This is a genomic window from Gammaproteobacteria bacterium (assembly GCA_016200485.1).
GTDB lineage: Bacteria > Pseudomonadota > Gammaproteobacteria > Tenderiales > Tenderiaceae > JACQEP01.
Window position 1 is genome coordinate 56,565 of sequence record JACQEP010000025.1, and the last position, 12,480, is coordinate 69,044.

The following is a 12,480-nucleotide window of genomic DNA, read 5'->3' on the forward strand; positions in this document are numbered from 1 at the left end:
CCCTCCGAGGACACCTGAAATTTAATTGTCGGTAATGGGAACTCGGGTAACACTTTCGTTAACCCGCTCCCGCATTTCCTTACCCGGTTTGAAGTGGGGGACGTATTTTCCGGTCAAGGGCACCGATTCACCCGTTTTAGGATTACGTCCTACACGCGGCGGACGGAAGTGCAGTGAAAAACTACCAAATCCCCGGATCTCGATGCGATCCCCGGTGGCCAAGGTTAGAGCCATTTGCTCAATCATGGTTTTGATAGCGAATTCAACGTCTTTCGAAGTCAAATGACTCTGACGTTGCGACAAAATTTCGATCAGCTCAGATTTTGTCATTATTAGTCTTCCCCTGGTTGCTAGGGGCCAGAATCACCCCCTTGGTCAAGCTATAATACTGATAAGACAAGTGTTTTCGCAACTCCCCCCTGAAAAAAAAGCCGGTCACTGGGACCGGCTCCGGGTTGGTGCGATTAGACGTTCTGTTCGCCCTGAGTTTCCATCTTTTCTTTAAGGATATCACCCAGGGTAGTGGAGCCAACACCGCCGCGAGTGTATTCCTGAATTGCTTCGGCCTCTTCGTCACTATCTTTAGCCTTGATCGACAGCATGATAGTACGGTTCTTGCGATCAACGCCAATGAACTTGGCTTCAACCGCATCCCCCACGTTCAGCAGCGTACGCATATCTTCGACATGCTCACGCGACAATTCAGAAGCGCGCAGATGACCTTCCACGCCTTCTGTCAGTGTGATCACGGCACCCTTGGCGTCAACTTCAGCGACCACGCCTTTCACGATGGTGCCTTTTGGATGCTCACCAACATACTGGGAGAATGGATCCTGATCCAGCTGCTTGATACCCAGCGAAATACGCTCGCGCTCAGGATCGATTGCCAGAATGACGGACTCGAGTTCATCGCCCTTCTTGTATTTACGAACGGCGTCTTCACCGGTCTCATTCCAGGAAATATCAGACAAGTGCAGCAGGCCGTCGATGCCGCCTTCCAGACCAACGAAAATACCGAAATCGGTGATCGACTTGATTACGCCCTTGATCTTCTCGCCCTTGTTATGGGTGACCGAGAAGGATTCCCACGGATTCATCTGGCACTGCTTCATGCCCAGAGAAATACGGCGACGCTCTTCGTCGATATCCAGCACCATAACTTCAACTTCGTCGCCAACGTGTACAACCTTGGACGGATGGATGTTCTTGTTGGTCCAATCCATTTCAGAAACGTGTACCAGACCTTCAACACCTTGTTCGATCTCAACAAAGCAACCGTAATCAGCAATGTTGGTGACTTTGCCGAACATGCGGGTACCTACTGGGTAACGGCGCGAAATTGCAGACCATGGGTCATCGCCCAACTGCTTGAGACCCAGAGAAACGCGTTGACGCTCTTTGTCGAACTTCAATACTTTAACGGTGATTTCGTCACCGACATTGACGATTTCTGACGGCTGACGTACACGACGCCATGCCATATCGGTGATATGCAACAGACCATCAATACCGCCCAGATCAATGAAAGCGCCGTAATCGGTGAGGTTCTTGACCACACCCTTGATGACTTGGCCTTCGACCAGATTGTCGAGCAGCACTTGACGCTCGGCGCTACCTTCTTTCTCAACCACAGCGCGGCGTGACACAACAACATTGTTACGGCGGCGATCCAGTTTGACAACCTTGAATTCAAGGGTCTTGCCTTCAAGATGCGCTGCATCGCGCACGGGACGTACATCAACCAAAGAACCGGGGAGGAAGGCGCGGATACCGCTCATTTCGACAGTGTAGCCGCCTTTGACCTTGCCGGTGATGACACCGATCACGGCCGTAGATTCGTTCATTGCTTTCTCGAGATCAACCCAAGCCTGGGCGCGCACGGCTTTTTCACGTGACAAGCGAGTTTCGCCGTAACCGTCTTCAACGGTTTCCAGAGCGACTTCGATTTCGTCACCGACGTTAACATTGACTTTACCGGTTTCGTTGTAGAACTGTTCGACCGGGATTGCGCTGTCTGATTTCAAACCGGCATTAACAACGACGACGTTGTCATCGATGCTCAATACAGTCGCGCGCAAAATTGCGCCAGGCTGCATGCGCTCGTTAACCAGACTTTCCTCAAGAAGTTTTGCAAAGCTTTCCATTGATGGTTTACCTTTTCCTCGCCGGGACTGACGTCCTGACTTTGATTGCTGTTGCACCGCAAGAATGCGGTGTGTGTTTATCATCGGTCTGGCGTTGCCAGACCCCCGTAGTAATATTGCGTAACGCGTGTGCCCTAACCTGAAACCTGCTGCCAAAGTGCCTTCACCCGCGCCAATACTTCGGCTACGGGTACACCGGAGGTATCCACCACAACGGCATCTGCCGCCGGCATCAGCGGGGCTACCGCCCGCTCCTTATCGCGCGCATCGCGCTGGGCAAGTTCCTGATAAAGGGCCGCCATATTAACATTAACCCCCTTTTCCTTCAACTGCTTATGGCGCCTGGAGACGCGCTCATCCAGACTTGCAGTCAGGAAGATTTTAAGCTTGGCATCCGGAAACACTACTGTTCCCATGTCACGGCCATCGGCCACCAGTCCCGGTGGCTGACAGAAGGCCCGTTGCCGCTCCAGCAGCGCACTGCGCACCATAGGAATCACGGCCACCTTCGAGGCATCATTACCACACTCCTCGCTACGGATGACATCGGTAACTTCTTCTCCCTCAAGGAAAATTCGGGTCGTGGCGCCGGTGTCGTCGCCCGTAAACTGGACATCCAGGTGGGCCGCCAGGGTTTCCAGCCCCACCGCGTCCCCAAAGGGAATCGAATGCCAGCGTGCGGCAAGTCCCACCAGGCGGTAAAGCGCTCCACTATCCAGAAAATGCCAATCCAGATCCTGGGCCAGAAGACGGCTAATCGTGCCTTTGCCCGATCCGCCAGGACCATCGATGGTAATTACCGGGGGTTTTTCTTCTATCATGGCTTAACCCTTGATCTCCAAGCCTGCGCCACGCGCCAGCTGAATAAAACCCGGAAACGAGGTCGCCACATTGGCACAATCGTTGATAACGACCTCTCCTTCCGCCCGCAGTGCCGCCATGGCAAAGGACATGGCGATCCGGTGATCACCATGACTATCGATCTCGGCACCTCGCAGACCACCGCCCTGTATCATGATCCCATCCGCTGTCGGGCGAGCGTCAATACCCATTTTGAGCAGCCCATCGGCCATCACCTGAATCCGGTCACTTTCTTTCACCCGTAGTTCTTCGGCACCGGTCAACACGGTTTGGCCTTCGGCGCAGGCCGCTGCCACGAACAGTGACGGAAATTCATCAATCGCCAGCGGCACCAATTCTTCCGGAATTTGAATACCACGCAACTTAGATGCACAGATACGGATATCGGCCACCGGTTCGCCTCCGACTTCACGCTCATTCATGACTTCGATATTGGCACCCATCAAACGCAAAATATCGATCACACCCGTACGTGTCGGATTGATGCCCACATGTTCGAGTACGATGTCTGAACCGGGCGCGATGCTGGCACCGACCATGAAAAATGCGGCAGACGAAATATCGGCCGGTACATCAATCGCCGTCGCCTTGAGTTTGCCGCCACCGACCACACAGGCAGTCGCACCACGACGTTCCACAGGATAACCAAATCCTGTCAACATACGTTCGGTATGATCGCGCGTCGGCGCAGGTTCGGTAATGCAGGTTTTTCCTTCGGCATACAAACCTGCCAATAACAGCGATGACTTCACCTGTGCACTGGCCATCGGCATGATGTAGTCAATGCCTTTGAGTTTGGCGTTGGCCTGGATATGTAAAGGTGGCGTTCCTTTTTCTGTCGCATCGATCCGCGCGCCCATTTTTGCCAGCGGATCAGTGACGCGCCGCATCGGCCGTTTTGACAGAGAGGCATCGCCGATCATTTCAACTTCAACACCAGCACCCGCCAGCAACCCCGCCATCAATCGCATCGAGGTGCCGGAATTACCTAAATCCAGTGCCTTGCTTGGGCGCTTTAGCCCATGCATACCAACACCATGGATCGTGACGCGACCTTGATCCGGTCCTTCGATCTTGACCCCCATATCGCGAAACGCGCGCAAGGTACAAAGACTGTCTTCGCCTTCCAGGAATCCGGTAACGTGAGTCACGCCTTCCGCCAGCGCACCCAACATAATCGAACGATGGGAGATGGATTTATCGCCAGGCACGCGTACCCGGCCATTCAGGGCACCGCCTGGCTTCACAAAAAAACGAACGTTTGATCCACTCATTGAAACTCTATCTCTTGGAATATTTACTCACCACAGAGGCACAGAGTACACAGAGTGGTTACCATTCGTAAGCAGAAAATACCTTGCTTCATCTCAAATACATTATTGCAACACAGAAAACTGCATCTATTTAAGCTTCTATTACCTGCCACACTCTACACTTCTCATTACCTCAAATAACTCGGCACCATCAAAATCTCTGTGTTCTCGATGTCTCTGTGGTAAATAATCAATAAATCCAGATTAATTCTCGAGCTGTTTCGCGTAACGGTCACGCGCGTCTTTGGCACGACGAAAAACGGATTCCAGTGCCGCACCATTACCATCGCGCACGGAACGCGTAAGCTCGGCAAGGTCCTCTGAATAATGTGCCAGTACTTTGAGAATTGCTTCCCGATTGGCAAGGCAAATATCGCGCCACATCAATGGATCACTGGAGGCAATGCGGGTAAAGTCACGAAACCCGCCAGCGGCAAAGCGGAAAATTTCTTCGCTTTCATCCATCCCCACCAACGAGTCCACCAACCCAAAGGCTAACAGATGCGGCAAATGACTGGTTGCGGCCAGAACCTCATCATGATGCTCAACGTTCATTTCTTCGACCACGGCACCGGTTTGTTCCCACATCTGGCGCACTTTGGCTACCGCACCAGGCGCCGACTCCGGCACAGGGGTCAGAATCACTCGCCGCTTATGAAACAATTCCGTAAATGATGCTTCAACTCCGCTTTTTTCCGTGCCTGCGATAGGATGTCCAGGCACAAAGCCTGCCGGCAAACGCCGAAATGCAGCGCGAGCAGCAGCCACAACACTGGCTTTGGCACTGCCGACATCAGTAATGATTGCATCATCGGCGACATGACCTGCCATGGCGCGAAAACACATTTCCATTGCACCCAAAGGTACTGCCAGCACTACAACATCAGCGCCTTGAACCGCGGTTGCGATGTCGGTGCTGGCACGATCAATCACGCCCAACTCAAGCGCACGTTGTAATTGAGATTGATCGCGAGCACAGCCAACCACTTCCTGGCAATAACCGGCCGCCTTTAGCGCCCGCGCCAGCGAACCGCCGATCAAGCCTACGCCAATAATGGTCAGTTGTCTGATCATGATCGATAGCTAAATCGAGACCTTACTTACAGCTCGCGGCCAACCACTTGGGCAATACCACGCAATTCACCCATCAAGACTTCGAGTTGCTGCGGGCTCAGCGCCTGATCGGCATCACACCAAGCCTCGGAAGGACAAGGATGCGCTTCGATCAATAAGCCATCGGCACCGGCCGCAATCGCAGCTCGGGACAAAGCAGGCACCATCCACGCCTTACCACCGGCATGGCTGGGATCAATAATTACCGGCAAATGCGTTTCCAGCTTCAACACTGGGATTGCCGTGACATCCAGCATATTGCGGTAATAAGTTTCAAAGCTGCGCACACCGCGCTCGCAGAAAATAATATTGTGATTGCCTGCGGCAGCGATATATTCCGCCGACATTAGCCATTCGGAAATCGTCGCCGACATACCTCGCTTTAAGATAACAGGTACTTGTACTTTGCCGACCTCCTTGAGCAGGTCAAAGTTCTGCATGTTGCGGGTACCAATCTGGATCACATCCACGCCATATTCAAGGAAGGTATCCAGCATTCGCACATCCATTAACTCAGTCACAATCGGCAGCTTGTGTTTGCGCGCTGCGGTCTGGAACATTTCCAGCCCCTTAACGCCAACACCTTGAAAGGTATAAGGACTGGTGCGTGGTTTAAAGGCGCCACCACGCATCAGACGACAACCGGCCTTGGCCACTGCCGCTGCCGATTTATCCATCTGATCCTGGGTTTCGACCGAACAGGGGCCAGCAATGATTTGAATTTGTTTGCCCCCCAACGGGATGCCTTTGATATCGATGATGGTATCTTGCTTGTGTGATTCACGGGCCACGATCTTGTACGGCTTCATTACCCGCACAACATTTTCGACCATTGGCAACGCTTCGAGCGCCTCTTTATCGATCTTGCGCTCATCGCCAATGGCACCAATCACCGTCCGCTGGATACCTCGCGACACATGCGGCTGCATCCCCATGGCGAGCAACTTTTCTTCCACGGCGTGGATCTGCTCGTCGTTCGCTTCGGATTTCAAAATAATAATCATTGGGACATCTCCAGATGTGTCTAACTCAATTCAATAAAAATTTAAAGTCACAGGACTGCAACCGGGTACGATCCCAACACTTTCAACATCGCGGCTTCCTTGCGCAACATATCCAGCGCAGTAGCGACCTTGGCATCAATAGCATGCCCCTCGATATCGACAAAAAACACATAATCCCACATACCGCGTCGTGACGGACGCGATTCAATCCGCGTCATCGAAATACCTGCTTCGGCTAACGGCACCAACAATCGCGCCAAAGCCCCCGGCCGGTTGGTGGTGGATAATAACAAAGATGTCTTATCCTTGCCGCTGACACCTGGTGATTTACGGCCAATAATCAAAAATCGGGTGGTATTATCAGGCTCATCCTCGATATTGGCCACCAACACTTCTAAACCGTAAATTTCAGCCGCTGTTGCTGAGGCAATTGCTGCCGCACCTGCTTCCTCAAACGCTAGACTAGCGGCCTTGGCATTACTGCTGACCGCAATGCGAGGAATATTTTTAAGCTCCTCATCTAACCATTCCCGACACTGTGCCAACGCCTGCTGATGACCATACACCTTGGTAATCTTAGAGATATCCATCTCGCGCGCCAGCAAACAGTGATGGATGCGCAGCTCTACTTCACCACAAATCTTCAATGGCGAGTTGAGGAACATATCCAGGGTATGATTCACCACGCCCTCAGTGGAATTTTCCACGGGCACCACGCCATAATTCGATAATCCGGATTCGACATCGCGGAAGATTTCATCGATGGCACCATGCGGCACAGTGACAACGGCATGGCCGAAGTGTTTCAGCGCGGCATCTTGGGAAAATGTGCCTTCAGGGCCTAGAAATGCGATGCGCATTTTCTGTTCCAGCGCCAGACAGGAAGACATGATTTCGCGAAACAGGCGCGCAATATCTTCATCTGTTAGCGGCCCTTGATTGCGCGCAATCACTTGCCGTAACACCTGTGCCTCGCGTTCGGCACGATAATAATCCACATCATGACCGACGCCAGACTTAATCTCAGCCACCTGTTGAGCACACCGTCCGCGTTCGTTAATCAAGTGCTGGATTTGCTCATCAAGCTCATCGATACGCAGCCGGATCCCATCGAGATTTTTCGGTTTATCGGTCATAAACGACAACTACTTCCCTGATGGCAACACGCGCAACGACAAGACGCCATTAATCGCTTTAATGCGACTCAGCACAGAATCTAACATCTGACCTTCAATATCGATCAAGGTATAAGCGACTTCACCTTTTGACTTGTTGATTAGGTCAATAATATTCAACCCGGCCTCAGCCAAAGCAGTGGAAATCTGCCCCACCATATTCGGCACATTGGCATTTGCAATCGCCAGTCGGGTACCGTCAGTACGCGGCATCATGACTTCAGGAAAGTTCACGGCATTGAGAATATTGCCATTTTCAAGAAAATCTCGTACCTGATCCGCCACCATGACTGCACAATTATCTTCAGCTTCCTGGGTCGATGCCCCCAGATGGGGTAATGCAATAACCTTTGGATTTCCCTTGAGACGGTTGCTGGGAAAGTCGCAGACATAGGAATAGAGCCGATCGGCACCCAGCGCATCACAGACCGCCGTCTCGTCAACAATCCCTTCCCTCGCAAAATTCAACACCACAGCGTCTTTCTTCATCAGCTTGATGCGATCTGCGCTCAACATATTGCGCGTGGCATCCACCAACGGCACATGAAAAGTGACAAAATCCACTTGCCGCAGCAAGTCATCGACACTATGCGCCTGCTGCACCTTGGCTGATAACTTCCATGCACTTTGGACTGTGATTTGTGGATCGTAACCAATGACTTTCATACCAAGATCTAGCGCCACGTTGGCTACTTTGATCCCTATAGCACCGAGGCCAATTACCCCGAGGGTGCGGCCAGGCAACTCAAAACCGGCAAATTTGGCCTTCCCTGCCTCCACTTCTTTGTGCAATTTGGCATCGTCTCCTTCCAGCTTGTTAGTGTAATCCCACGCCTGGCATATGTTACGAGCTGCAAGCAACATCCCGGCGACAACCAATTCTTTTACAGCATTGGCATTAGCGCCGGGCGCGTTAAACACAGGGATACCGAGCTTGGTCAGCTTATCCACTGGAATATTGTTAACCCCGGCACCCGCTCTGCCGACTGCCTTTAAGGTGTCAGGAATAGGCATCTCATGCATTTTGAATGAACGCAGCAATATTGCATCCGGATGCTGAATCTCGGAGGCGATTTCATAACGATCGCGTGGCAATCGATCCAGCCCGATGACCGCAATGTTATTTAGCGTCAATATTTTATACATGCCTGCACTCCCTAGCCTGCCGGGTTACTTATTAGATCAACCGTTGCGTTTTGCGAAATCGGCCATGAATGCAATCAACGTATCGACACCAGACTCCGGCATTGCGTTGTAAATGCTGGCACGCATGCCACCCACCGAGCGATGCCCCTTGAGTGTCTTCAGACCCGCTTTTGAAGCTTCAGACAGGAACTGAGAATCAAGCTCTGAGTTACGCAAGGTAAACGGCACATTCATCCATGAACGACATTTTGGATCGACGGGGTTGCGATAGAAACTGGATTCATCAATGGCCTTGTACAACTTCTCAGCCTTACGCTGATTAATACGCGCCATTGCTTCCAATCCACCCTTGCGCTTCAACATATCGAATACCATGCCTGCCAAATACCAAGCATAGGTAGGTGGGGTGTTGTACATCGAATCATTATCCGCATGGATCTTGTAATCGAGCATCACAGGCGCTTCCGGCAATGCCTGACCGATCAAATCTTCACGCACAATCACCACCGTCAATCCAGCCGGACCAATATTCTTTTGCGCACCAGCGTAGATCAATCCAAACTTGGTGACATCAATCGGCCGCGAAAGGATGGTCGAGGACATATCCGCAACCAACGGCACATCCCCGGTTTCAGGGATATATGGAAACTCGACGCCAGCAATTGTTTCGTTCGGCGTGTAATGAACATAAGCTGCGTCGGCCGATAGCTTCAGCTCATTCTGCATCGGCACCGAAAAGAATTTACTTGCTTCGGAAGTACCGGCGATATTAACGGTGCAAAAACGCGCCGCTTCTTCGATAGCCTTTTTCGACCAGGCACCGGTATTGATATAATCGGCCTTCTTCTTGCCGCGCAGCAGATTCATCGGCACCATTGCAAACTGGCTACTGGCACCACCTTGCAGGAACAGCACTTTATAGTTCTTCGGGATCGACATCAAATCGCGCAAATCGGCTTCGGCCTTTTCCGCGATCGACATGAATTCCTTGTCGCGATGACTCATCTCCATTACCGACATGCCGCTATCATGCCAGTCCAGCATCTCCTGCTGAGCTTGAATCAATACCTCTTCCGGCAGTACCGCCGGTCCCGCGCTGAAGTTATATACACGTGCCATATCGTCCCTCTGCCTGCGTTAAGATTCTTGTTCCTGGTTCTGGTCCTGTATTTCGTCTTGCTCAAGGATGGGGGCCACACCGCACAGACTTTCGTTTTCATCGAGCCGAATTAAACGCACGCCTTGGGTATTGCGCCCCATCCGCGAGATCTCTGCAACACGGGTGCGCACCAGCGTCCCGGCGTTCGAGATCAACATGATTTCATTGTCATCACTTACCAATGCCGCGCCGACGACCTGGCCATTGCGTTCGCTGGTTTGGATTGAGATTACGCCTTGGCCGCCACGGCCATGCAGCGGATAATCCGCCACTGATGTCCGTTTACCATAACCACATTCGGTCACGGTCAGCACATCACCGCTATCGGCGATCAGCAGCGATATAACTTTTTGACCAGGGCCCAAGGTGATGCCACGCACACCGCGCGCGGTGCGCCCCATCGGCCTGACGTCTTCTTCATTAAAGCGTACCGCCTTGCCAGCATCGCTGAACAGCATCACTTCTTTGGTGCCGTCAGTGATTTCAACGCCGACCAAGCAATCATCCGCCAACAACTCAACGGCGATAATCCCGGCACTACGCGGACGTGAGAAATCCTGTAACGGCGTCTTTTTCACCGTGCCGCTGGCGGTTGCCATGAAAATGAATTTGCCGGCTTCATATTCACGAATCGGCAACACGGCATTGATGCGTTCGCCCTCTTCCAGCGGTAATACGTTGACGATAGGTTTACCACGCGCGGTACGGCTGGCCTGCGGCAATTCATAAACCTTTTTCCAGTACATTTTGCCGCGACTTGAGAAACATAACAGCGTGTCATGGGTATTGGCCACGAACAACTTGTCAATAAAATCTTCTTCCTTGACGCTGGCCGCCGCCTTGCCCTTGCCGCCACGCTTTTGCGCCCGGTACATCGACAACGGTTGCGCCTTGACATAGCCGGCATGCGACAAGGTGACGACCATATCTTCTTCGCTGATTAAATCTTCCAGCGTCAAATCCGAATGATCGACGCGGATTTCAGTGCGGCGCTGATCGCCATATTCATCACGAATCGCGACCAGCTCGGCGCGAATCACCTGCATTAAGCGCTCGATGCTACCCAGAATTTCCAGCAGTTCACCAATCTTGAACAGAATTTCCTTGAACTCATCGCGAATCTTGCCTTGCTCAAGCCCTGTCAAACGATGTAAACGCAAATCCAGAATCGCCTGCGCTTGCACATCAGACAGATGATATGAACCTTTGATCAAACCAAACTCAGGGGACAAATCTTCCGGCCGCGAGGCATTGGAATCGCTGCGCGCCAGTAATTCGGTGACAATCCCCGGACCCCAAGGCTTGGTCATCAACGCGGCCTTGGCTTCCGCCGGGCCGGGCGCCGCCTTGATCAGTGCAATCACTTCGTCAATATTGGCGAGCGCAACCGCCAGGCCTTCCAATACATGCGCCCGTTCACGTGCCTTACGCAATTCATACAGCGTACGCCGGACCACTACCTCACGACGGTGGCGAATGAACGCTTCCAGCATCTGCTTGAGATTGAGCAGACGCGGCTGACCATCAACCAGCGCGACCATGTTGATGCCGAAGACGTTTTGCAGCTGCGTGTATTGGTACAAATTATTAAGAATGACTTCCGCCACCTCGCCGCGGCGCAGCTCGATCACGACGCGCAAGCCATCCTTGTCGGATTCATCACGCAGTTCAGTAATGCCTTCAACCTTCTTTTCTTTCACCAGCTCGGCGATTTTTTCCAGCAGATTCGCCTTGTTTACCTGATAGGGCAGTTCGGTGATGATGATGCTTTGCTTATCGCGCGCCTCGTCGATTTCAATTTCGCTGCGCGCACGCAAATAGATGCGGCCGCGGCCGGTGTAATAGGCCTCGCGGATACCGCGCCCACCGTTGATGATGGCGGCCGTCGGAAAATCCGGGCCCGGCACGTGCTCCATCAAACCGGCAATATCCATATCGGGATTGTCGACCAGGGCGATACAGGCAGTAACGACTTCGGTGAGATTGTGCGGCGGGATGTTGGTGGCCAAACCCACCGCGATCCCCGCCGAGCCGTTGATCAGCAGATTCGGCACGCGCGCCGGAAACACTGTCGGTTCACGCTCGGATTCATCGTAATTGGGGACAAAATCGACGGTCTCTTTATCGAGATCGGCCAGCATTTCATGCGCGATTTTGGCCATGCGCACTTCGGTGTACCGCATGGCAGCTGCCGCATCGCCATCGACAGAACCGAAGTTACCCTGACCATCCACCAGCATGTAACGCATCGAAAACGGCTGAGCCATACGGACGATGGTGTCATAAACGGCGGAGTCACCATGAGGATGGTATTTACCGATCACGTCACCGACGACGCGGGCTGATTTTTTGTAGGGCTTATTCCAGTCGTTGCCCAGCTCGCTCATGGCAAACAGAACCCGGCGATGCACGGGTTTCAGACCATCGCGAACATCCGGCAGAGCACGCCCGACAATAACGCTCATGGCGTACTCCATGTACGATTGCTTCATCTCCTCCTCGATCGCAATCGGGAGGACTTCCTTCGCAAATTCAACCATGGATAATCAATCGCTTATGTTATGT

Annotated in this window: 10 protein-coding genes; all 10 read right to left on the minus strand. The window is 52.5% G+C overall.

The features are described 5' to 3' along the window. Positions 1-21: 21 nt before the first annotated feature. Positions 22-330, minus strand: coding sequence for an integration host factor subunit beta (locus HY272_14575; protein ID MBI3773907.1), 309 nt, complete (start codon positions 328-330; stop codon positions 22-24). Positions 331-464: 134 nt separating this feature from the next. Beyond that, the gene (rpsA, locus tag HY272_14580) at positions 465-2,228 is read right to left on the minus strand and encodes a 30S ribosomal protein S1 (GenBank protein MBI3773908.1); all 1,764 of its coding nucleotides are present in this window, start codon (positions 2,226-2,228) and stop codon (positions 465-467) included. Between the two features lie 50 nt (positions 2,229-2,278). After that, on the minus strand, positions 2,279-2,965 hold the full coding sequence (locus HY272_14585; GenBank protein MBI3773909.1) for a (d)CMP kinase: 687 nt from the start codon (positions 2,963-2,965) through the stop codon (positions 2,279-2,281). A gap of 3 nt (positions 2,966-2,968) precedes the next feature. After that, the gene (gene aroA, locus HY272_14590) at positions 2,969-4,279 is read right to left on the minus strand and encodes a 3-phosphoshikimate 1-carboxyvinyltransferase (protein ID MBI3773910.1); all 1,311 of its coding nucleotides are present in this window, start codon (positions 4,277-4,279) and stop codon (positions 2,969-2,971) included. Between the two features lie 243 nt (positions 4,280-4,522). Then, positions 4,523-5,392 (minus strand): prephenate dehydrogenase/arogenate dehydrogenase family protein, encoded by an 870-nt coding sequence (locus HY272_14595; GenBank protein MBI3773911.1) that lies wholly within the window; start codon positions 5,390-5,392, stop codon positions 4,523-4,525. 26 nt (positions 5,393-5,418) lie between these two features. Further along, entirely contained in the window at positions 5,419-6,435 is a 1,017-nt protein-coding gene (gene aroF, locus HY272_14600) for a 3-deoxy-7-phosphoheptulonate synthase (protein MBI3773912.1), read from the minus strand. 47 nt (positions 6,436-6,482) lie between these two features. Then, on the minus strand, positions 6,483-7,571 hold the full coding sequence (gene pheA / locus HY272_14605; protein MBI3773913.1) for a prephenate dehydratase: 1,089 nt from the start codon (positions 7,569-7,571) through the stop codon (positions 6,483-6,485). Between the two features lie 9 nt (positions 7,572-7,580). Then, positions 7,581-8,756, minus strand: coding sequence for a phosphoglycerate dehydrogenase (locus HY272_14610; GenBank protein ID MBI3773914.1), 1,176 nt, complete (start codon positions 8,754-8,756; stop codon positions 7,581-7,583). A gap of 36 nt (positions 8,757-8,792) precedes the next feature. Then, complete coding sequence (gene serC, locus HY272_14615; protein ID MBI3773915.1) at positions 8,793-9,875, minus strand: 3-phosphoserine/phosphohydroxythreonine transaminase; 1,083 nt, start codon at positions 9,873-9,875, stop codon at positions 8,793-8,795. An 18-nt stretch (positions 9,876-9,893) separates the two neighbouring features. Beyond that, the gene (gene gyrA, locus HY272_14620) at positions 9,894-12,455 is read right to left on the minus strand and encodes a DNA gyrase subunit A (GenBank protein MBI3773916.1); all 2,562 of its coding nucleotides are present in this window, start codon (positions 12,453-12,455) and stop codon (positions 9,894-9,896) included. Positions 12,456-12,480 lie beyond the last annotated feature (25 nt).

Bases quoted from the DNA above. Each gene is read 5' to 3' on its own strand.
- HY272_14575 (MBI3773907.1), bottom strand. From the start codon at position 330: ATGACAAAATCTGAGCTGATCGAAATTTTGTCGCAACGTCAGAGTCAT.
- rpsA (MBI3773908.1), bottom strand. From the start codon at position 2,228: ATGATAAACACACACCGCATTCTTGCGGTGCAACAGCAATCAAAGTCA.
- HY272_14585 (MBI3773909.1), bottom strand. From the start codon at position 2,965: ATGATAGAAGAAAAACCCCCGGTAATTACCATCGATGGTCCTGGCGGA.
- aroA (MBI3773910.1), bottom strand. From the start codon at position 4,279: ATGAGTGGATCAAACGTTCGTTTTTTTGTGAAGCCAGGCGGTGCCCTG.
- HY272_14595 (MBI3773911.1), bottom strand. From the start codon at position 5,392: ATGATCAGACAACTGACCATTATTGGCGTAGGCTTGATCGGCGGTTCG.
- aroF (MBI3773912.1), bottom strand. From the start codon at position 6,435: ATGATTATTATTTTGAAATCCGAAGCGAACGACGAGCAGATCCACGCC.
- pheA (MBI3773913.1), bottom strand. From the start codon at position 7,571: ATGACCGATAAACCGAAAAATCTCGATGGGATCCGGCTGCGTATCGAT.
- HY272_14610 (MBI3773914.1), bottom strand. From the start codon at position 8,756: ATGTATAAAATATTGACGCTAAATAACATTGCGGTCATCGGGCTGGAT.
- serC (MBI3773915.1), bottom strand. From the start codon at position 9,875: ATGGCACGTGTATATAACTTCAGCGCGGGACCGGCGGTACTGCCGGAA.
- gyrA (MBI3773916.1), bottom strand. From the start codon at position 12,455: ATGGTTGAATTTGCGAAGGAAGTCCTCCCGATTGCGATCGAGGAGGAG.